General features: G+C 48.0%; 16 protein-coding genes. 4 read left to right on the top strand and 12 right to left on the bottom strand.

The window, feature by feature from the left end; genetic code table 11:
* Nucleotides 1-13 precede the first annotated feature (13 nt).
* The gene (gene uxaC, locus I2H87_RS11545) at nt 14-1,429 is read right to left on the bottom strand and encodes a glucuronate isomerase (protein ID WP_195610056.1); all 1,416 of its coding nucleotides are present in this window, start codon (nt 1,427-1,429) and stop codon (nt 14-16) included.
* A 236-nt stretch (nt 1,430-1,665) separates the two neighbouring features.
* On the opposite strand from uxaC, the gene I2H87_RS11540 reads away from it, so the two are divergent.
* Nucleotides 1,666-2,904 carry a DUF1015 domain-containing protein gene (locus I2H87_RS11540; RefSeq protein WP_195610054.1) on the top strand — a complete coding sequence of 413 codons (1,239 nt, stop codon included), beginning with the start codon at nt 1,666-1,668 and terminating at the stop codon, nt 2,902-2,904.
* A 58-nt stretch (nt 2,905-2,962) separates the two neighbouring features.
* On the top strand, nt 2,963-3,826 hold the full coding sequence (locus tag I2H87_RS11535; RefSeq protein ID WP_009268768.1) for a methionyl aminopeptidase: 864 nt from the start codon (nt 2,963-2,965) through the stop codon (nt 3,824-3,826).
* Between the two features lie 166 nt (nt 3,827-3,992).
* Here I2H87_RS11535 and I2H87_RS11530 read toward each other — a convergent pair whose 3' ends face one another.
* Nucleotides 3,993-6,641 carry a sensor histidine kinase gene (locus I2H87_RS11530; RefSeq protein ID WP_195610052.1) on the bottom strand — a complete coding sequence of 883 codons (2,649 nt, stop codon included), beginning with the start codon at nt 6,639-6,641 and terminating at the stop codon, nt 3,993-3,995.
* 24 nt (nt 6,642-6,665) lie between these two features.
* Nucleotides 6,666-7,361: a response regulator transcription factor gene (locus I2H87_RS11525; protein WP_009268772.1), complete on the bottom strand. Its 696-nt coding sequence runs from the start codon at nt 7,359-7,361 to the stop codon at nt 6,666-6,668.
* A 201-nt stretch (nt 7,362-7,562) separates the two neighbouring features.
* Here I2H87_RS11525 and I2H87_RS11520 point away from each other — a divergent pair, with 201 nt between their 5' ends.
* Nucleotides 7,563-8,543 (top strand): LysM peptidoglycan-binding domain-containing protein, encoded by a 981-nt coding sequence (locus I2H87_RS11520; protein ID WP_009268773.1) that lies wholly within the window; start codon nt 7,563-7,565, stop codon nt 8,541-8,543.
* Nucleotides 8,544-8,906: 363 nt separating this feature from the next.
* Here I2H87_RS11520 and I2H87_RS11515 read toward each other — a convergent pair whose 3' ends face one another.
* On the bottom strand, nt 8,907-9,548 hold the full coding sequence (locus tag I2H87_RS11515; protein WP_054705145.1) for a GNAT family N-acetyltransferase: 642 nt from the start codon (nt 9,546-9,548) through the stop codon (nt 8,907-8,909).
* Nucleotides 9,549-9,750: 202 nt separating this feature from the next.
* Here I2H87_RS11515 and I2H87_RS11510 point away from each other — a divergent pair, with 202 nt between their 5' ends.
* Nucleotides 9,751-10,566, top strand: a complete 816-nt coding sequence (locus I2H87_RS11510) for a MerR family transcriptional regulator (RefSeq protein WP_009268790.1) — start codon at nt 9,751-9,753, stop codon at nt 10,564-10,566.
* A gap of 53 nt (nt 10,567-10,619) precedes the next feature.
* Here the strand turns inward: I2H87_RS11510 and I2H87_RS11505 are convergent, their stop codons facing one another.
* From I2H87_RS11505 to I2H87_RS11470, 8 genes are all read right to left on the bottom strand, one after another.
* A complete protein-coding gene (locus tag I2H87_RS11505) occupies nt 10,620-11,639 on the bottom strand; it encodes an NYN domain-containing protein (protein WP_009268791.1) in 1,020 nt (339 codons plus the stop codon).
* Nucleotides 11,615-12,184, bottom strand: coding sequence for a phosphodiesterase (gene yfcE / locus I2H87_RS11500; protein WP_009268792.1), 570 nt, complete (start codon nt 12,182-12,184; stop codon nt 11,615-11,617). Before yfcE ends, I2H87_RS11505 begins: the two co-directional genes overlap by 25 nt.
* Before the next feature lie 30 nt (nt 12,185-12,214).
* Complete coding sequence (locus I2H87_RS11495) at nt 12,215-15,592, bottom strand: ATP-binding protein (RefSeq protein ID WP_195610050.1); 3,378 nt, start codon at nt 15,590-15,592, stop codon at nt 12,215-12,217.
* Complete coding sequence (locus I2H87_RS11490; protein WP_117551633.1) at nt 15,558-16,244, bottom strand: DUF4194 domain-containing protein; 687 nt, start codon at nt 16,242-16,244, stop codon at nt 15,558-15,560. Before I2H87_RS11490 ends, I2H87_RS11495 begins: the two co-directional genes overlap by 35 nt.
* Before the next feature lie 96 nt (nt 16,245-16,340).
* Nucleotides 16,341-17,696 carry a Wadjet anti-phage system protein JetA family protein gene (locus I2H87_RS11485; RefSeq protein WP_117551632.1) on the bottom strand — a complete coding sequence of 452 codons (1,356 nt, stop codon included), beginning with the start codon at nt 17,694-17,696 and terminating at the stop codon, nt 16,341-16,343.
* A gap of 83 nt (nt 17,697-17,779) precedes the next feature.
* The gene (locus tag I2H87_RS11480; RefSeq protein ID WP_195610048.1) at nt 17,780-20,542 is read right to left on the bottom strand and encodes a cation-translocating P-type ATPase; all 2,763 of its coding nucleotides are present in this window, start codon (nt 20,540-20,542) and stop codon (nt 17,780-17,782) included.
* A 112-nt stretch (nt 20,543-20,654) separates the two neighbouring features.
* A complete protein-coding gene (locus I2H87_RS11475; RefSeq protein WP_117551630.1) occupies nt 20,655-21,812 on the bottom strand; it encodes an N-acetylmuramoyl-L-alanine amidase family protein in 1,158 nt (385 codons plus the stop codon).
* A 29-nt stretch (nt 21,813-21,841) separates the two neighbouring features.
* Nucleotides 21,842-22,867, bottom strand: a complete 1,026-nt coding sequence (locus I2H87_RS11470) for a BMP family protein (RefSeq protein ID WP_195610046.1) — start codon at nt 22,865-22,867, stop codon at nt 21,842-21,844.
* Nucleotides 22,868-22,879 lie beyond the last annotated feature (12 nt).

Raw genomic sequence — 22,879 nt, 5'->3', positions numbered from 1 at the left:
GCCCTTTTCTATGTTATTTTGTCTCAAGATCAAATCCGAAATACCGCACCGCGTTATTATAAGAAATATCTTCCACCATCTTTCCAAGCACTTTCATATCCGACGGATATTCCCCGTTCTCAACCCATCCGCCGATCAGTTCGCAGAGGATACGGCGAAAATACTCATGTCTTGTGTAAGAGAGAAAGCTTCTTGAATCTGTCAGCATTCCGATAAAGTTGCCAAGCAGTCCCAGATTCGCAAGAGATGTCATCTGCTCGATCATTCCCGTTTTGTGATCGTTGAACCACCATGCCGATCCCTGCTGGATCTTTCCGATCGCACCGGAATCCTGGAAACAGCCGAGGATCGTTCCGATCGCCGCATTGTCATTCGGATTCAGACTGTAAATGATCGTCTTCGGAAGCTCGTCACTTGCATTCAATGCATTCAGGAAATCTGCCATCTGTCCGGACGGCGCATAATTATCGATGCAGTCATATCCGGTATCCGGTCCAAGCTGTTCATAACGGAATACATTATTATCACGCTTACATCCGTAATGAAGCTGCATTGCCCATCCGAGACGCGCATATTCTTTTCCGACAAACAGCATAAATGCGGTCTTGAATTTCAGTTCTTCTGCTTTCGTCAGCGTATCTCCTCCGAGACGTTTTGCGAAAACCGCTTCCACCTCTTCCTCGGAAGCCGGCGCGTACATCACATATTCCAGTGCGTGATCGGAAGCGCGGCATCCCATGCTGTCAAAAAATGCCATTCGCTTTTTCAGCGCCGCTTTCAGGTCGGCAAACGTATGAATTTCTATTTCCGCCGCAGTTCCAAGCTTTTTCAGGTAATCGGCGTAATCCGGTTTCTCGATATTCATCGCCTTGTCCGGACGCCATGCCGGAAGTACCTGCACTTCAAAACTGTCATCCTCTGCGATCACTTTGTGCCACTCCAGAGAATCTGCCGGATCATCCGTCGTACACAGCAAAGTAACGCCTGACTGACGGATCAGGTTCCGCACGCTCATCTCCGGTGTTTTCAATTTTTCATTGCACAGATTCCATACTTCCTCCGCGGTCTCTCCGTTCAGACATCCGTCGTAGCCGAAATACCGTTTCAGTTCTAGATGGCTCCAGTGATAGAGCGGATTTCCGATCGCTTTCTCCAATGTCTCCGCCCATTTCTGAAATTTTTCACGATCCGGTGCGTCACCTGTAATATATTTTTCGTCTACGCCGTTGGAACGCATCTGACGCCATTTATAGTGATCGCCGCCAAGCCATACCTGCGTGATATTCTCAAACTGACGGTCTTTTGCGATCTCTTCCGGATTGATATGACAATGGTAATCCAGGATCGGCGTTTTCTCGGCATGTCCGTGATACAATTTCTGCGCTGTCTGTGTGCTCAGCAAAAAGTCTTCATCCATAAATTTTTTCATTTTCTCTACCTTCTTTCCTTTTCTTTCCCCAAAAATGTAACCGCTTACATTTTATATTTTACTTTTGGTTTTTCAAAAAGTCAACACAAAAAAATGTAATCTCTTACATTTCCTATCCGCACAATACCCTCGCAAAATACTTTGTTTTATGTTAGCATCAGTGTACAAGGGAGAAAACAGCAGCAGAACTATTTATTTCCCGACACTTATCAAAATCGCAAGGAGGATTTTACTTCATGGCTATACTCCAACCTTTCCACGGGCTGCGCCCGGCAGAAGCTTATGCAGCTTCGATCGCCGCGCTCCCCTATGACGTATATAACCGCGCGGAGGCAAAAAAGATCGTCGCAGACAACCCGATGTCTTTTCTGAAGATCGACCGCGCCGAAACCCAGTTTCCGGACACAACCGACCTCTACGCCCCGGAAGTCTATGCACAGGCGCGGGACACTTTGCAGGAAATGATCGGAGACGGTGCTTTTATCCGCGAGGATTCCGCATGCTTTTATCTCTATGCCCTGACGATGAACGGTCGAACACAGAACGGCATCGTAGGCTGTGCCTCCATCGACGATTACCTGAACAATGTCATCCGAAAGCACGAGAATACAAGAGCAGAAAAGGAATTAGACCGCATCCGTCATGTGGACGTCACAAGCGCCCAGACCGGTCCTATTTTTCTTGCATACCGCCCGGAAAAACAGCTTTCCGAGATCATCCGGACAATCCGGGCATCCAACCCGCTTTATGATTTTGTCTCCGAAGACGGAGTCCGTCACCAGCTCTGGAAGATCGATCAGCCGGATCGGATTGAAACGATCCGCAAGATTTTTTCTGAAATTGAACATATTTATATCGCGGACGGTCACCACCGGGCGGCTTCGGCGGTAAAAGTCGGATTAAAACGACGCGCCGAGCATCCCGGTTACGACGGTACGGAAGAATTTAATTATTTTCTCTCCGTTCTGTTTCCGGCTGATGAATTATGTATTTACGACTACAACCGGGTCGTCGACGGTTTAAACAGTTATACATTTGACACGCTTTTGGAAAAACTAGAAGATACGTTCCTGATCGAAAAAACAGGCGCGTTCCGCCGTCCGTCTTGTAAAGGCGAGCTGGCTCTGTACGGAAATAACAACTGGTATTCCCTCAAGATCCATTCCCGGATTTTTACCGGAGATCCCGTGGCAGATCTGGATGTGTCCGTTTTACAGGATCACGTCCTCGCCCCGCTGCTTGGGATCAGAGATCCGAAAACAGACGACCGGATCCATTTTGTAGGCGGGATCCGAGGAACCGATGAACTTGTCCGGTTAGCCGACACTCCCGACCGCATCGCATTTGCCATGTATCCGACCTCGATGGACGAACTGCTGTCCGTAGCGGATGCCGGGCGCTTAATGCCGCCAAAATCCACATGGTTTGAGCCAAAACTGCGCAGCGGTCTTCTGATTCACGAGATTGAACGTTGACATTCTGAAAGTAACGTGCTTAAATTGATTTGGAATAATAAAAAGGAGATGTTTTATTATGGAACGAAATGCACCATGCTGGTGCGGAAGTGGAAAGAAATATAAGAAATGCCATATGCCGATCGAGGAACAAATGCGCATTCACGCAGACCGCGGCGAGATTGTACCGACGCGCAGCCTGTTAAAAACACCGCATCAAATTGAAAAAATCAAGGAGAGCGCCGCGCTCAACACCGCAGTGTTGGACGCAGTAGCCGAAAAGATCTGTATCGGGATGAGCACCGCAGAGATCGATCAGATCGTTTACGATTTTACAACAAAGCACGGCGGAATCCCGGCGCCGCTTAATTACGAGGGCTTCCCGAAAAGTGTGTGCACCTCTCTCAACAATGAGGTCTGCCATGGGATCCCGGATAAAGATATTATCTTAAAAGAGGGAGATATCATCAATGTCGATGTATCTACGATCTTAGATGGTTATTTCTCCGATGCCTCCCGTATGTTCACGATGGGAAATATTTCCGATCGTGCCAAACGGATCGTCAAAGTCACCGAAGAATGTGTCGCGCGCGGACTGGCCGCAGCCAAACCGTGGGGACATTTAGGCGATATCGCTTATGCGATCAACAGCCACGCACAGGCGAACGGCTACTCTGTCGTGGAAGACATCGGCGGACACGGGATCGGACTGGAATTTCATGAGGATCCGTTCGTCAGCTATGTCACACCGAAAGGAAGCGAGATGCTTCTTGTTCCGGGTATGATGTTCACGATCGAGCCGATGATCAACGAGGGCTCGCCGGACTTCTTTGTTGACGAAGACAACGGATGGACCGTTTATACCATGGACGACGGACTTTCCGCCCAGATCGAATATATGGTTCTCGTCACGGAAAACGGCATCGAGATCCTGACAAAATAAAAAATCTGCACACAATTCAAAGTTTTCATATGATTTAAAACTTTCTATGTAAACAGGAAACGGCAAAAAGACCGGATTTTCTTTCCGTCTCTCTGCCGTTTCTTTTATTGTTCGTGCAAAATCCTGTTTTACATTTCCTGATCCTGCGCTGCCCATTTATGAAAGATCATCTCGCCGGAAATTCGATCATTACCTTAAACAGATCTCCATCTACATACACGGTAAATGTACCGCCCTGCATCTCCGTCAGATTCTTTGCGATCGATAATCCGAGCCCGCTGCCCTCGGTACTTCTGGAAATGTCTCCGCGGATAAACCGCTCCGTCAGCTCATCCGCATTGATATTCAGCGGATTCTCCGACATGTTTTTCATGGAAAACAAGACGGTCTTCTTTCCCTCTTCCGCTTCTTTGACTTTCAGATCCACATAAATCCGCGTTCCCGGCATCGCATATTTGGCGGCGTTGTTGAAAATATTTTCCAATACACGCCACATTCTTCTTCCATCCACATGGATGATCGCCGGTTCTTCCGGAAGCGCTGCCACGACTGTCAGTTTCTTCGCCTCCATCTTCTCTGAAAATTCACCGATCGTCTGATTGGTCATCTCCACCAGATTGACGTCCATCATCTCAAGCGTAATATTTCCGCTGCTGACTTTCGACGCCTCCACAACATCTTCCGTCAATGTTTTCAGACGCTGTGATTTTGCCTCCAGTATCTCCAGATACCCCTGGATCTTCGGATCATCAAAGTTTTCCCGTTTCAGCAGATCTACATAGTTGATGATCGAAGTCAGCGGCGTCTTAATATCATGGGAAACATTTGTGATCAAATCTGTTTTCAGGCGCTCGCTCTTGATTCCGGCTTCCACCGCACGGTTCAGTCCATTTCCGATATTGTTGACCAGTTCTGCCATCTGTCTGTTTTCGCTGCTCATTTTTTCACATGGGATCTGGTATTCCAGATCACCGGATGCGATCTTCTGGATTCCTTTTTTGATCCGGTCTTTTTCAACCGCCCATTTGATCAGAAAGACCGCAGCCGCCACATCCACTGCAAATGCGAGGATCAAAAATGCGCTTCCGAAAATCGCCATCAGCCAATGGACTCCTACAAATCCGATCAGCAGGAGGATCACTTTCACTGTGATATTCCGATTCTCCCAGAATAAAGTCCATCCCTTAACTGCCACATTTAAAATCCATCTCAGCAGGCTGTTCTTCCAAAGCGTCTTTCCTTTGATCCGCCGTACAAGACTTAAATATCCGATCAAGAACAGGATCATCGTAAACGTTGCAAAGAAAGAGATCACTGCCACATCCGCCGCCGTCAGTGAAAATGTATAATACATGTTGCCGTAATGCCATGCGTATTCAAAGTCTGTATCATAATAGCTGACTGCCTGATATCCGAACCCCGACCAATTTGAACCGATCGCAAACATCAGGAAAATCCATGGTACGATCACAGCCGCAGCCCCGATCTCCGTCTTCCACCGGTCGAATGCATTCAAATGCAGTTCCTTATCATCCGCCCGTCTTCCCGCAACGACTCCGAGCCAGATCAAGGCAATCAGGAGAACAAGCGCGCTGAGTATAAAACTGATTCCTGCGATTTTCGCATATGGCGCATATGTTGCATACGCTTTCGCACCGTCATAAAATACATCCTGGATCGGATAAGAGGTATCGACTGCCGCCGCAAACACGAAATCTTCTCCGAAAATCTCCTGTGCCTGAACGATGTTCTTCCATTCCGACGCGGAGACATCCAGGTTGCTTTCAAAATCTCCCAGTTTCGGTTTCACGATCACATACTTGCTGTGCTCCGCATTTTTTAATGCTTCAATATTGTCTTCCAGCTTTGTAAAATCTGTATATTCACTGTTGTTTGTATATACTTTTTTTGCGGAGCGGTCTGCGATCAAATACGTATAGTTCGTATTCCCCTCTGTCCATAAATCCCCGCCGGTCTCGTATATATCTACGCTGACTGCCAGATTGGAAATCGTATTTATAACCGCCTCATAGACTTCCGACAGTTTTCCGTTCAGTTCCGGAGTGTCATTGACAACCTGAAGAAGATTCTCCGCACCGTCCGGCACTGCCGTCTCCTGAATCACATCTGTAAATGCCCAGAAATCCGTATACAGTAATTTTCCCTCTTTATCCGTCAGCTTTGCCCCTGCATATGCCATTCCAAATGTGTCTTCCAGATCGTATCCCTCTTGAAGAACCCCCAGAACAGACTGGATCGTTTCACTTTCCGGATCCCCGTATCCTGCAAACGGATCTTCCGCCGCACCGGATTCTATATTCGGAAACACCGGCTTTAATCCATTATTTTTCAGCAGATTCTTAAATTCATCCATATAATAATAGTGATACGTTCCATCCGTTTTCTCACACACCACTACATTTTCAGCACTCAGATCCGACTGATTATATTTCATGCCCCATTCCGCAATATCTGACAGACGGTATGCCAAACCGGATTCATTTTTGCCGCTGATCTTACCATCCTTATCATATGCGATCACGTCCACGAGACGGTTCGGATCGTATTTCCCATCTGCCTCCAACTGTTCTTTTACCCGGATCCGCTCCAGCACATTCCGGGACGCGTCCCCCATTCGCTGCTCAAACGCTCCTGATTCCTCGTAAGAACTTTCTCCTACGCCAACGACTTTTCCCTCGGAATCATTGATCTTATAAATCAGCATCACACCGCTCAGGCAGACGATGATACTCATTCCAACCGCAATTACCGAAAGCGCCGCTTTTGTGAACGGCTTCTTTGCCCAACTTTTCATCCTAAACTCCTTTCCGGAGAACCCTCACATTTTTTCAATCTTATATCCAACTCCCCACACAACTTTCAAATATCTCGGGTCTTTCGGGTTGATCTCGATCTTCTCCCGGATATGCCGAATATGTACCGCAACCGTATTGTCCGCTCCGATCGCTTCTTCATTCCAGATAGATTCATAGATCTGATCGATCGAAAAAACTCTCCCCTGATTTTTCATCAACAATAGTAAAATATTATATTCGATCGGAGTCAGTTTCACCTTTTCTCCATCCACCGTCACTTCTTTCAGATCATCATTGATCTGAAGCCCGCCGACTTCGTACACATGCTCCGACTCTTTTTTCGCCGTGCCGCCAAGCTGTGTATAGCGCCGCAGCTGTGATTTCACCCGCGCAACCAGTTCCAATGGATTAAACGGCTTCGTCACATAATCATCCGCCCCTACATTCAGCCCGAGGATCTTATCCACATCCTCTGACTTCGCCGACAAAATAATGATCGGGATACTGTGTTTTTCCCTGATCTTAAGTGTTGCCCTGATTCCGTCCAGACGCGGCATCATCACATCGAGCACAAGCAGATGTACTTCTTCTGTCTCCAATATCTTCAATGCCTGCTCTCCGTCGTAAGCCTTAAGGATATGGTAGCCCTCCTGGCTCAAATATATTTCAATCGCCTCAACGATCGCTTTGTCATCATCACATACTAAAATATTATACATTTTCATCACCTCCCTTACAGTATACATGATATAGAAGAAAATTTAAGGAGGTTTGGGGAAAATCTTAGGAATTTCTTAACTTGGAAATGATGCACATCTCTTTCTTTATCCGCATATATTAGTACCCAAAGCGAACACTTTCAATACAAAGTGTTCGCTTTGGGTAAATATTCTATCCCGCTTATTTAAAGGAGTTTTCTTATGTCACAAAAAGGACTTGATGTCAGTGAATTTCAGGGAACGATCGATTGGACGCAGGTGCAGTCTGCCGGTTATCAGTTTGCCATGCTTCGCGCCGGATATGGTTTCGGAACCGTTGACCGCCAGTTTCACCGAAATGCCGCCGAATGCAACCGGCTTGGGATCCCGGTCGGTGCCTACTGGTTCTGCTATGCGATCAGCCCCGAGACAGCCCGGCAGGAAGCGGACGGATGTCTCGACGCAATTTCCTCCCACCGCTTCGACTACCCGATCTGCTATGATATAGAACAGGCAACGCTAAACTACGCGGCACAAAACGGAGTCACGATCACCCCGCAGCTCGCTGCACAGATCGTAACCGCCTTTTGCAACCGGCTTGAGGAACGCGGCTATTTTGCAATGTATTACAGCAACCGCAACTTCCTGACACAATACCTGCCATCGGATTTTTCTGACCGCTATGCGCTCTGGTATGCTTATTATAACGAACAGTTTGACGGAACAAACTGTGGAATCTGGCAATATACAAACGAGGGAACGATCCCCGGCATCTCCGGAAATGTAGACCTCGATGCCGGATTCATCGATTATCCGACGATCATCCATACCGCCGGTCTGAACCACCTCTCCGACGCTCCGGTTTCCCCATCCCCGGAACCTGAACCTGAACCTCCTGATTATATTACTTATATAATCCAGCCGGGTGACACGCTAAGCCAGCTTGCGGTCCGTTTTGGAACCACCGTAAATGTACTTGCCTCCCTGAACGATCTGACTGATCCAGACTTGATCTATGCCGGTCAGACACTTCGTATTCCCGAAAATGCCGATGCTTCTATTCTATATTACACCGTTCAGCCGGGAGATACACTGAGCCAGATCGCATTGCAGTATCACACTACGGTAAATGCTCTCGCTGCGTTAAATCATCTGGCTGACCCAAATCTAATCTACGCCGGTCAGATACTTCGTATATCGTAAACGGGATTAACTCCGGAGAAATTCCGCGGAAATTTAGAGTTTCATAATATTTTTTCGATTTGTTTTATATATTCAACATATTTTGGCCACATTTTTTGCATATACTAAATTCAGATAGTTGATAAACAACTATCTCCCCCCTCATAAAGTATTGGTATCCCGGCTAACCGGGATGCCGCACTTTACTCTCATTCCTTTAGATAACTATAAAACAACGAAACCCGTTAGCCCTTGTGGTTAGCGGGTTTTCGCTGTTTTGGAAACATCTGACGATTGCGCTCTGGTCACTTTCCGGTCACCTTTTTATGCCCAATCGCCTTTTCCTCATCGATTCTAATCCTATTATTCTCATCCGATAGATTTTCAGATTGCCTGCAAGTCTGTTGCCGCATCATACAAAAAGAACGTCATCTCTGCTTTTTTACCGTCTATCTCAAATGTCTTCTGCTTTTCACATCTTCTCTGCATTCCCTGATGTTCATAAAATCCATAGTTACAGCTTGTATCTGTGAACAGGAAGAATTTTTCAATGCTGTGCGCTCTCATATAATCCAGCATTTTACGATACAACATCTTTCCGACGCCTTTTCCCCGCACCGACGACGATACCGCAAAAAATGCAACTTCCCCTTGATATTGTGTCTGTGCCTCTGCCAGCAGCGCCTTATCAATGTCGTTGACTCCTCCGAAGATCCCTGACACTTTCCGTCCCTCTTTGGAAAGCATTACCGACAGGATTGCACGCCACTGCCGTATCCGATACCGAAGCGGCGCATGATGTTCTTCGATATTCTTCGCCATGATGATGCCTGCCGGTTTACCGTCGATCTCCGCAACTCTCGTATACGTCTGATTTGCCAGACAACTGCTCAAAAATACACGCGCCAGTTTGCATGCCGTCTTATGACTGCAAAGATCATCATAATGCCATGCCTCTCTGATAATTGCCTCGATCGCTTCTGTATCTTCTTTCTGAAATGCCCGTAAATTTACTTCCGTTTTCATAAAATTCTCCTCTCCTGACTTGCGCACACTTTTGAACCCGTTTCTCAAAACTCGTTTTCCGGAATCCATTTTCCGAAATCCGTTTTCCGAAATATGTTTTCCAAAATCTGTTTTCCGGATATATTTCCATGTTGCGCTTCCTGCTTTTTTTCGATACAATGAGCATAAAGTATACAGTAACTGTAAAGTCAAGGAGAAAAATATGAAAAGAAAAGAAGATTTTTCTAAACTGACAACCGCGCAATTTGCCGCGCTTCATGAAGTCAACAAACGTACCCTGCATTATTATGACTCTATCGGATTATTTTCCCCCGAAACAAAAGGCGACAATCATTATCGCTATTACGACAGTGCACAGAGCATCCATTTTGAATATATTTTAATGTTAAAAGAATTAAATATGAGTATCGAGGAGATCAAATCTTATTTGGATGCGCCCAATGCAGAAGATTTTATCGCCATTGTAGACCAGAAAACAAAAGAAATCGATCAAAAAATCGAAAAATTAAAACAGACAAAAGATTTGCTCCAGACGAAAAAACAGCAGCTCCGTCTTTGCGAGACAAAAAAAGACGCAGGCATCCATCTGGTCCAATGTCCGCAGGAAACTTATCTGACAGCGCCTTTTACATTCCGTGACGATGAAATGAAAGATTTATTTTCCTATATTAAAAAAATGTGGGGAATCAAGCAGTGCCGCGCAGGTGTCGGCAGTTATCTCTCCATTGACAAAATACAACGGAAAGATTTTGAAGAATATGACGGTCTGTTCACTCCGGCTTTGGATCCTCACACCCAAAAAGATCTTTTCACCAAACCGGCCGGAACCTATCTCTGCACCTATGCGAAAGGCGGCTGGGATAAGCTTCCCGAGACATATGACCGGCTTCTTCGCTATGCCGGATCACACAACCTGAAACTGACCGGTTATGCCTACGAAAAAGGAATGAATGATTTTGTGATCCAGTCGGAGGAAGAATATATCACGCAGGTGATGGTGATGGCGCAGCCACAGTAACTGCTGCCGCACTGCGCTTCCATCTCTCCTAAATAAATCTTCAGCATCTCTTCTCACCTCTGATAAACTGCCCAGTTCTGCTCTCCGTCATCCTCGACACGCACGTTTTCAAAGCTCTGCACATACTGTTTAAACTGGGAATAGCCATAATCCCGCACTTTGAAATCCCCGAATTTGTTCCGGATCCGGTTTCCGAGTGTTCCAAGAGAAATTCCCTGCGCCCCCGCCGAAATGATCTGCTGCATCAAATATTCTTCCAGCATCTCTTTCTTACTCTTGTCTTCATACAGCATGACCGTCACCTGCGTGCCGTCCTGCTTCAGTTTCAGCTTTGGAAATGTCTCCAGGAATTTGGACAGCAGGCTGTAACCATACCGGCGCACATCAAAATCCGGGTATAGTTTCACAAGACGGCTTCCCACTTCGCCAAGCCCGGTTTCTTTATCATTATTCTGATTTTCCGTGATAATCTTGACAACGGCTTCCTCAATCTGGTTTTTTCCGACCGCATTGACGCTTGCTTTTCGGGAACTCTTATTTTCACTGTTTCCGCTGCCGTTTCCGTTTGCTGCCGCCGCGTTCGCCGCCTGTTTTTCGCCTTTGACTGCCGGGTTAGCGATCACTGTATTTCCCAATGTATTGTCTTCCAGAAGCAATTCCAACTCGGTAAAAATATCGCACGCTTTTCGGAACGGAGCAGGCGTCTTACTCTCTCCCATACCGATCACCATGCGCCCGCTCTCCCGGAGACGGCTTGCCAGTTTTGTGAAATCACTGTCGCTGGATACAAGACAAAATCCCTCCAGTTCACTCGTATACAGCATGTCCATCGCATCGATGATCATCGCCGAATCGGTTGCATTTTTTCCGTGCGTATAACTGAACTGCTGGATCGGCGTGATGCTGTTCTGTAAAAGCACCTCTTTCCAACTGGAATTATAGGTGCTTGTCCAGTCTCCGTATATTCGTTTGTATGTTACGTTTCCGTACTTGGACAGCTCGTCCAAGATTGGTTTGATATATTTTGCGGATACGTTGTCCGCGTCGATCAGCAATGCGAATCTGTCTTCCATGTCTGATATACCTCTCCCTCCAGATTTTTCCAGTAAAATGTCCCCTTGTCATAAATCATATAACTATGCGGCGAATCCTCTTTCGGTATCGAAACGGATCCCGGATTCATATATCTGCATACTTCCCCGGACTCCGTTTTTAATTCTTCATTTGCAGGGACATGGGTATGCCCGTTCAGAAGAATGTCCCCGCCTTTTAACATCGGCTGTTTCGCCGGGTTCCATGTATGCCCATGCGTCGCAAATATCGTCTGTCCGTCCAGTTCCAGCAGACAATATTCCGCCAGTACCGGAAACTCCAGCACCATCTGATCCACTTCCGTGTCACAATTTCCACGGACGCAAAGTAAATTCCGCTTCAATGGATTCAGCATCGCGATCACTTTCTTCGGCGCATACTCTGCCGGAAGATCGTTGCGCGGACCATGGTACAATATATCTCCGAGAAGCAGGAGACGGTCCGCCTCCTCCCGCTCAAATGCTTCGATCATGGAACGGCAGTAAAATGCCGAACCATGGATATCTGATGCGATCATTAACTTCAATCTGATCCCTCCTGTTTCTGCTCATTGTTTCTACTCATCTTCTAACGCCCCAAATTCCGTCCGTTCAAATTCCTGTATGGAAATGTGTTTCTTATTCGGATTGGCATACACAAAGGTCTTGTCCACATTTTCCAGATAATTCTGGATCTTATCGTTGGTCGCGCTGATGATCGCCTGAAAGCCGAGTCCGCGGATCAACGAGATACAGCTTGCCACTTTTTCCGCATCCATCTTGGAAAATGCCTCGTCCAGCACAACAAGCCGAAGCGTCGGATTTCTCCGGATCCGCGAAGTCTGGTTGATCCGGTAAATCTGCGCAAAGCTGGCGAGAAGCGCTACATACAGAGGGTTCTGTCCCTCACCGCCGGAATTTTTCCGGATCATCCTGCTCAGCCCGATATGCATATCGGTCTCTTCCCCGGAAGTTTTTCCCGACACGATCTGCTGCATATCAAAAGAAAGATACGTCCGGTAATCCGCATATTTTTCCATGTTTTTCTTGGCTTCATCCAGTTCTTCCCGGGTCGCATTTTCCGGCGGAATGAAAATGTTGATCAGTTCGTTCATCATTTCACCGTACTCTTCTTCATGCTCCATTGTGAACATATTGAGCTGATTGTCCATCGTATGACTAAGCTGCATCGGATCGATCTGCAGCGCATCATCCATAAACATCTTATAGTATTTGCCGTCCGCGCCTTTATTTTTCGTGATCACAAACTGATATTTGTCTTTTCCGAAATCCAGTTTGCTGATGATCCGGTTCAGCTCGTCTTTCCGCTGATAGGCATCCCGGATCGCCGCGCGGATCTTAAAGATAAAGTCATCCTTAAAATGCTCCACCGCAGATTTCGCCTGTTCCTTTGCCGATTCCCTGTATCGTTCCAGATCGCCGCACTGCAATTCTTCCAGCAATTTCTCATATGCCGTATTATCCCGCGCGCTTGCGGAAAACGTCCGGTTCGGATATGTCCGCAAATACGCGCTGCGGACGTCCACCAGCTTCTGATATTCCCGCTCCGCCTGCTCGAGAAGCGGCTGCTGTTCCGATACTTTCTGCCGCCTCAGATAATCATAATTGACGGATTTCTTCGCGGCGAGAAATTCCTGAAACTCCGTTTCCAAATCATGTACTTCTTTCCCACTCATCGCCTGCACTTCTTTTGTTTTCACCGCCAACGCTTCTTCCTGATCGATGATCGCGCGCTGATATCCGTCGATATCTTTTTCATTTTTCCAGATTTCCCGCTTCACCAGATCTACCGAAGCTTTCTTTTCTTCCATCAGCTCCATCAGCTCGTTTTTCTGCGCGTCCAGCACTGCCACCGACTCTTCCCGGAGCTGTTCCATCTGCTCCTGCAAATGTTTCTTTCTCTTTTCCTTATCCGAGATCATGTCTGCATCTTTGATCCACTGCATATAATCGTCTGTCGGCTGCGGAAGCATTTCCAGTTCCAAAAGCCTGCGGATCTTCACCTCCGCCTCCTGAAGCGGAAGCCGTTCATTCTGCAGTTCCTCACATTTCAATTCCAACTGCCGGATACGTTTGCGCATACTGGTCTCCCCGATATATGCGCGCCTTGTATACAGATCCGGATTGATATGCTGCAAACGGTAGCTGTGATACAGCACGCAGTCCGGCGTGATACCGATCCGGCACTCCCGCAGTTCCTCGACGGATTCGCATTTCATCACATTTCCAAGGAAAAACCGGATATAAGCCGCCGCATAATCGGTCTTTGCGGTCACTTCCTCCGCCAGCGCGCCCGGGCGGACCGCATGCTCGTTTTCCATGACCCGCTCTGTGTCCAGCACTGCGGCACGGCAATATTTCCGCTTATCCATCTCCTTGTAAATCTCCAATGCCTCCCGGGCATACCGCGGCTCCACAACAAGAAGCAGCTTGTTATTGCCAAGATATCCCTCCACCGCATTGTGCCACCGTTCGTCTTTGATATCCAGAAGATCGGCAAGGATCTGCACGTTCACAAATTTCCCACAATACTCCTGCAGACGGTTCCGCAGTTCATAACGAGCTTCTTCCAGCTCCCGCGGATAGGCTTTCCGCCCCTGCTTCAATTCTTTCAGCTCTTCCCGCGCCTCTTTTTCTTCTTTCTTGACCGCTTTCAGTCTAGACGCATTTTCCTGCCGTTCCTCTTCCAATTCCTGCCGCATCTCTTTGAGGCTGCTCTGGAGACGCTCCATCTCCTGCTCCGAGATCGTCCCTTTCAGGAAACGGTCAATATCCCAGATCGTCTGGTTCGGCGTCACATCCTGATCTTTCCACTCTTTCAGCCGTTCCGACGTCTGCTGCCAGCGTGCCTTGCTTCCTGCCAGGCGCTCCAATGTCTCGTTCAGCGTTTCCAGTTCTTTTTCCAGACCGGAATACCCGCTGTTCGCGATCCGGACGAGCACGTCTTCATAATCTTTCTGAAGATGCCTCTGCTCTTCCTCCAGTTTTGCCTGCCGTATCTTCTGCTGCCCGATCTCCTCTTTCCGCCCATTTACGCGGTCATGGTATTCCTGTATCTTCTGCTCCAGATACAGCATTTCAAGACGGGCGATCTGATACGCGCAGCTTACTGCTTTCTGCTGTTTTTCATCAAACGTCTGATAGACTTCCCCGATCTCGGTCAGCTTCTGGATCTCTTCCAGCGTATCCTCGATCTTGCTGCGCATCCGCCCATACTGCATCACACTTTCCTGCAGATCTTCGATATGGATATCCTGCTCCATGCAAATGTATTCTTTCACAAAGTCTTCCAGCCGGATGTTCATCTTAAACGGGATCGCACGTTTGAACAGACGGGGGAATTTCTCTCCGTCCAGTCCCCCCAGATAAATGTCGTAAAGCTGCCGCCTGAATCTTTCATTGCTCGGTCCGTAATAAAATTGATCCGCCGCAAACGTTCTCTGCAGATATTCCCGCACTTCCACCGTCGTCAGGCACCGCCTGTCCGCGCGATACTGGTTTTCAAGCAGACTGCCCGTGTGCCAGAAAAAGAGACGGCTGATCTCATTTGTCGCAGTCTCCACATCGAACACAACGCCGACGCACTGTTTTTCCCGCGTATCCGTCCGTTCCAGTTCCAACACGATCGTACTGGAAAAGTTCTGATTCCGCAGATACTGGGATTCATTATTTTCGCTGATATTGACCATACCGCGCAGATACTCGATCAGCGAACGGTCGGAATCATCGGCGGCCGCTTTGTTGAAAAACCGTCGTCCGTCCGTATCCGCATAAAGTACGATCTGCAGTGCGTCCAGCACCGTCGATTTTCCGCTTCCCGAATGTCCGGTAAAGAAATTGATCCCCTCATTCAGCGTCAATACTTTTTTGTCTATATAATGCCAGTTGTTCAGGCAGATCTTAGAGAGCGCCTGAAACGCCTGTGTCTTCTCCAATCGTCGTTCCTCCCGTTATTTCTTTCATATCGTCTTCCGTTTCCAGACGTTCCTGTCTCTCATCTGCCTCGCCGAACGTCTGAAGCAGCGCCCGGATATCGTCTCCCGACAGCACCGCATGAATACTCGGATAAATGACAAGTCTTGTGGATTCGTTCAATTCCTCCAGCACATCCAGCGGCTCGATCACCTGATACCGCTTCAAAAGCGCCACCGTCCGCCGGATCTCCGTCGGAGACGGCAATGTCCGAAGCACGCCGAACTCCCCGGCTCTTCCGTTGATCGCCCCGAGCGTCGTCACGATATGGCTGCTCGAAGAAACGGAAGCCATCTGCTCATCATAGATCAGTTTCAGGATCAGCAGATAAATCGTCGCAAGCCGCGGCAGTTTCTCTCCCCAAAGCGTTTCTCCCTGAATATAGATCAGACCCATTTGGACATTTTCATTCAATGTAATCCCCGCCGCCGCAAAATATAATTTCAAAAATTCAAAATGTTTACTGCATACACGATATTCATGCGTATACTGCATCCTCCCCAGACGGCGGTCAAATTTCCGTTCCAAAAGAAAGGTCTGACGAAATAATGTCTGGATCACCTCGGTGATTCCCTCCTGTTCTTCCGGTATCAACTGCTCAAAATAGTCAATCATATGTACTCCTCTGTTATGCTCCTCTGTCACTGTCTTTCCTTGCAAAAATAAATAGCAAGCAATGTTTTATCGCTATCTGCACGCCACAGTCACTGCCTATACGCCGCGCCGGACGAATTTCAATGCCGGATAACGATAACTTCCGTTCTCGATCATCAAAGCGTCTTCCTCTGCGATCCGGTATTTGCTGCTGCGGCGCGTACTGTAATCATAAGCCAGTATCAGCTTTTCAAATGTCTCATCATCCTCCAACGGCAGTGTGCTGACATCCATCACATCATCCACCATATGCGACCGGATAAATTCTTCGATCTGCTGTCGGCTGTACCGCACTTGGATCCGGTTCAGCCGAAGCACGTCTTCCCGATCCAGATCTTCCGCCGCTTCTTCCACTGCCATCCGGCTGATGAAATCTTTTCTCGCCTTTCTCCGTTTGTAAAGTGATCTCTCCGATAATATTTCCAACTGTGAGAGATTCATCTTTTCCCCGGTTTTCCTTATCCTTGTCTCGGGATCCTCCGCGATCCGGTTTAAAAGCTGCACAACCAGTCCCTTTGTATCGGTCTCGGCGCTGAGCAGATAATTCAGACGGCTCACCGTGGCGCGGACGTATTTCGTATGTTCTTTGTCCATGTTGGAAATACGGTGCTCAATATCATCAAATCCCCTCTCGATCAGATCCAGAAGTTCCAGTACGTCCTCTCCCGTATCCCCCATCGCTTTGGACTGCGCCCGCACATTTTCGATCCACTCCTCATCCTCCCGCATTTCCTGAAGCACCCTTTTTATATCGGTCTTGTAAAGGTAAAAATTATCGGAAGTCTTTAAAATATGATATTTCTTCCGCACGATCGTTTCCACATACCCCTCCAGATGTTCCTGCAAGAGTTCCCCGTATGTTTTCTGCTCCAGGAGCCGTGCGAAAAATTTGTCCATATTATGAAGCATATCCTGAAGCGCTTTATTCAGCCGCCGCGTGTTGACAAGAGCCGTCCGCAGCATATTCAAATTGACTCTTGTATCATGCCGGAAAGAAAATAACGTTGCATATACATTTTGAATATAAATTTCCGTCTCTTCCATATCTTCCGATGTGAGGCGTTCAAATGCGTCGATCATCACCGCCGCATAGTCCGGGATCACGATATTGGTCACCAATGTATTGTAATCTTCGACCTTTTTCAGCCACCCCGTCCTTAACAGCCAGTTCAAAATACGGGAAGCCGGTGTCTCCAGAAGATCGATTTCGGTCTCATCTTCTTCTCTGCGAAGTTCGATCTGCTGTTTCACATATAAGTCGCTAAGCGCCTGGATACAGATTTCCCTTGTCAGAAAATAATTACTGTACTGATATTCTTCATTGATACAAAGCAGCGCATCTATATAGACTTCCCGGTTGACCGAGCGGAACAGGCTCCAGAACGAATCCGGTATTTCAAAACGTAACTGCATAGCTTCTCCTTCCAATGTCAATACTTATCGTTCGTGTACAATGAGAAAACAGTTTCCCCTTGTCCACTGACGCTGTTGTTCTATTATACGACACTTCGGGAATGTCTGGCAAGTTTTCTCTCCGGAAGCTTCGCCGTCTCTGCCTGATCATCCGCCCGGAACAATATGACAAACATCTCATGTGTCAGGATCGGGAAAGCAGCAAGGAAAAGAAGCGATATCCATTCAGAAGCAGCAAGAGGAGCTGTTCCGAACATAGTCACAAGATACGGCACTTCCGTCACTGCAAGCTGCAGCACAAATCCGACTGCGAAAGCTCCTACCAGCACCGGATTAAACTTCCGTTTTCTTGAAAATACCGACGTCCGTACATCCCGCATCCCCGACGCATGGAACAACTGAGACATCCCGAGTACGGTAAATGCGTATGTCTGCGCCCTTGCCAGCACCGCTCCGTCCGAAAATACCTCCATAATGTGTGCCGGATCAAACGGCAGATTGTTTTGATGGAGCATTTCCCATGGAAGTTTTAAAAATGCCGCCAGACTGATCCCTCCGATCAGCACGCCGTAAAAAACCGTACAGGCAAGTCCGCCGTTGGCGAACAGTCCCTCTTTCGCTCCGCGCGGCGGCATTTTCATCAACTGTTCTTTATCGTTATGGTCCATTCCAAGCGCCAGAGCCGGAAGCGAATCGGTGATCAGATTGATCCACAAAATATGGCTGGCTTTCAAAGGAGAGGCAATCCCAAACAGAACTGCCGTAAACATTGTGATGATCTCCCCGAAATTGGAGGACAACAGAAACAATACCGTCTTTTTGATATTCCGGTAAATGCTCCGCCCCTCCTCGATCGCTTTTTCGATCGTGGCAAAATGATCGTCCGCCAGGATCATATCGGACGCCTGTTTTGCCACGTCAGTCCCGCCCTTTCCCATCGCGATCCCGATGTCTGCCATCCGAAGCGACGGAGCGTCATTGACGCCGTCTCCTGTCATCGCCACAACGTTCCCCAGTTTTTTCAGCACGCGCACGATCCGGACTTTATGTTCCGGCGACACTCTTGCAAATACGCGGACTTCCTTTAAACGATTCCCAAGTTCAATATCCGTCAGATTTTCCAGTTCTTCCCCTGTCATACACTCTTTTGCTTTTCTTGCGATCCCCAGTTCCTGTGCGATCGCAAGAGCTGTCTTTGCGTGATCGCCGGTGATCATCACCGTCTGCACCGATGCTTTTTTAAATTTCGCGACCGCATCCTTTGCTTCCGGACGGATCGGATCTTTCATCCCGACAAGTCCGAGAAAAATAAGATCTTCTTCTTGTAAAAGCTCCTCTTTCGTGCCGTCCGTTTTCATTGCGAGGGCAAGTACGCGAAGCGCCTGAGAAGACATTTCCTCCAACACGTTTTGTATCTTCCGTCTCTTCGCTTCCCCGAGCGGCAAAATACTTCCGTTTATCCGGATTTTTGTACATCGCCCAAGTACGACGTCCGGCGCGCCTTTCGTATACGCAAAATCCCTGCCGTCTCCGCGATGCACAGTCGTCATCATCTTCCGCACAGAGTCGAAAGACCGCTCTCCGATACGGGGATATTGCTGTTCGGACTGTTTCTTCCGGATTCCGCATGTTTCCGCCATCTGAAGAAGCGCCAGTTCCGTCGGGTCTCCAACCGCTTCTTCCCCTGTCACCTCCGCATCCTGACAAAGCGCAAGCCCCCGGAGAAACATTTCCGGAATCTCCGCCTGCTGCCGGATGTTATGCATCGAAACCGGTATATGCCGGTCATTGACATAGCAAGCTGTCACGGTCATTTTATTCTGTGTCAAAGTTCCCGTCTTATCCGAACAGACCACATTGACCGCGCCTAATGTTTCCACAGATGGAAGTTTCCGCACGATCGCATTGACCCGTACCATGCGCGACACACTCATCGCAAGAACGATCGTCACAACTGCCGGAAGCCCCTCCGGAACCGCTGCGACTGCCAGCGAAATCGCTGTGATCAACATTTCAATTACATTCCGCTTTTGCAGGACCGCAATCCCGAACAACAGCACACAAAGCAAGATGGAAACGACACTGAGCAGTTTCCCCAGTTCGGCAAGTTTTTTCTGAAGCGGCGTATACTCTCTTGGAACTGCCCGGATCATCGACGCGACTTTTCCGATTTCCGACTGCATTCCCGTCGCCGTGACAATTCCCTCTCCGCGTCCCGCCGTCACAAGCGTGGACATAAACGCCTCGTTCTTCCGCTCACCGACCGCCGTCTTTTCCACCTCGTGTTTTTCAGAAGTCTTTTTTACCGGAACCGATTCTCCTGTCAGCGCAGACTCCTCGATCTTTAAATTCCATGCCTGAACAAGACGCAGATCTGCCGGAACCTGTGAACCTGTTTCAAGGATCACGACGTCCCCGACCACCAGTTCCGCGGCAGCAATCTCCCTCACCACACTGTCACGGCGCACAACCGCACGGGGACTTGTCAGCTTTTTCAAAGACTCCAATGCTTTCTGCGCCTTTCCCTCCTGAATCACACCGACAACAGCGTTGACAAGAACTACCACTCCGATGATCACTGCATCACTGATCTCATGCAGTAAAAAAGACACGAACGCCGCGACCAGCAGAACACAGATCAGTGGATCGTTCAATTGCTCCAAAAATGCCGCGCCCGGACTTTTCTTTTTTTCCTGCTCCAGTTCATTTGCTCCGTCGGCGGCAAGCCTTTTTGCTGCCTCGGTTTCCGTAAGCCCCGTCTCCCGGTTTGTCTCTACGATACTTCTGCATTTCTCCGTAACACGTTTCCTTTCTTCCGGCAATTGCCCCTCTTTCTTTTCTACCAAAAAACACCCCTCCCTATGCTTGTACGATTTCTACATGTATCGTATGCATAGAGAGGGATGTATTATGACTGGAAACTCAGCCCCGTATCATCCTGCTGATTTGACGATATCCTTATACTCCGTAAAATCCAAGTTCCATGTTCAAATTATAGATTCCGAATACCGGAAGTGTTTCATAATTGTTATAACCAGGTCCTAATAACCACCATCTATATCCTTCCGGCAAACTGTCAATGTTACTTCCCGGAAGATAGAAATAAAACGGATGTCCACCTTCGATTCCATATGGGTCTGCCGCGATATAACGGATTCCGTTTTCATACCAGACATCACCCTTTTCATGCGTGCATTCATAACTTTCCAGATATGCCAAATAGGTATTCGAGTTTACTTTTTCCAGATTTACAAATCTTCCGCTGAATTCTGAATAATACCGTGTTCCGTTCGGATAACCATATCCGGTATCTCCCATATCGGAATCACTGTACACTCCTGTAAATGTTCCATCCGCATATACGGTCATTTCGGTTCCCCATCCCCCAGCGCCGCTGCTAAATACAAAATCTTTTGACTGTACGCCAAACAGTTCCCCAAATGTCCGTCTTACCCAGCATCCGTCTGCACCTACATAATAGCCGCCGATCCACTGGCTTACTGCCATCGATCCATTCGCTGTCAGATAATAATCTCCAATCCACTGATTCGCTGCCATTGATCCATTCGGATGCAGATAGTACCAGGAATTGTTGATCCACTGCCAGCCAGTCATCATGTAGCCTGCTCCGTCGAAGTAATACCAGGTACCACCGATATTTTCCCATCCGTTCGTTACATATCCGCCGTCGCTGTGACGATACCACCAGCCATTGCTATCCTGTATCCACTGCGAACCATATCCCGGTATCCACGCACCGTCACTGCCTACATAATAATTGCCAATCCACTGATTGACCGCCATCGCACCGGAATCCGTCAGGTAATAGTTGCCTACCCACTGATTTGCCGCCATCGTTCCGTTTGAATGCAGATAATACCACGTTCCACCGATCCACTGCCAGCCGGTCAGCATATAACCTGATCCATCAAAATAATACCAGGCGTCATTGATATAGCTCCATGTTCCTGCCGGGTAAGATCCATTGTCCTCCTGATACCACCAGCCTGTTCCATCCTGCATCCACTGTGCTGCCTCAGTCTGCATTCCTGTTCCCAAAAATGCACTTCCTACAAGCGCCGCTGCCAATGCGGCTGCGATTGTCTGTTTCTTCATAAGTAACCCTCCTTTTTCTTTTCATTTTATCAGACTCTCATCTCTTCCTCAATCTTTTTCCGAATCTCCTCCGGCACTGCATCGGAATATACCGGTTTAAAAATATGTTCTTTTATCCCGATGCCATAAGTTTTATTCCCTTTCAGATCACCTACCAGATATTGAGAGATCGTCCATTTGTAAATTGCCCCGAAATCAAATTCAACAGATGCCACAACCGTATCCGAATCAATCTGGTTCTGATTTTCCGAAAATCCGATCACTTTCGCACCATTCTCTTTCGCCGACTCAATACAGCCAAGCCCCACTTTATTTGCATAAATAAACAGGAGATCGGCTCCTTTCGCGATCATCTGATCCGCAATGTCTTTTCCCATCTGCACATCTTCCCAACTGTTCGCATAAGCCCGGAATACCTCCGTTTTTTGAAAACCACGCTGCTTTGCGATCGAACGCACATCTTTTTCATACTGATCCAGAAGTTCTTCCATCGGTTCGCTCGGATATCCGGCTATGATCCCGAATGTACCGCTCTTGGTCAGATTGCCCGCTATGACCGCCGCAAGATGGCTTGCCTCATCTTCTTTCGGATATACGCCGCACACATTCATCCCACTGCTTTCCCGTCCGTTGATGATGCAAAAATCAACTTCGGGATACTCGTCTGCCACCGCGGAAACTGGTTCTTCAAACTGCGTTCCCGCAGCCAGGATGAACTGATATCCCTTGTCGGCATACCACCGGAGCATCGCTTCCGAATCCGCCTCGGATACATTTTTCTCGTAACGAAGTTCCACATCCAATGCTTTCCGGCACTCCATGATCCCTTTGTAATTTCCGGTATTCCAACTCTGATCGTCGATCTCTCCGGGAAGAAGCACAACCATCTTTACAGAACCTGCCGGCTGCTCATTTCGGGGGGAGAAAGGATAGACGATACAGACAGCGCACAACAAAAACACACCCAACACGACCCATCGGATGAAATTTTTATGTGCCCGGCAACTTCGGAGCCGACTGTGGATCGTCTCTTCCTTTCTCCCGCTTTTTTTCATTCCCTGCTCCTT

Origin of the sequence: Mediterraneibacter glycyrrhizinilyticus (assembly GCF_015560805.1) — a bacterium.
In the GTDB taxonomy this organism is placed as follows: Bacteria; Bacillota; Clostridia; order Lachnospirales; family Lachnospiraceae; genus Schaedlerella; species Schaedlerella glycyrrhizinilytica_A.
This window is presented reverse-complemented; position numbering and strand designations above follow the sequence as displayed.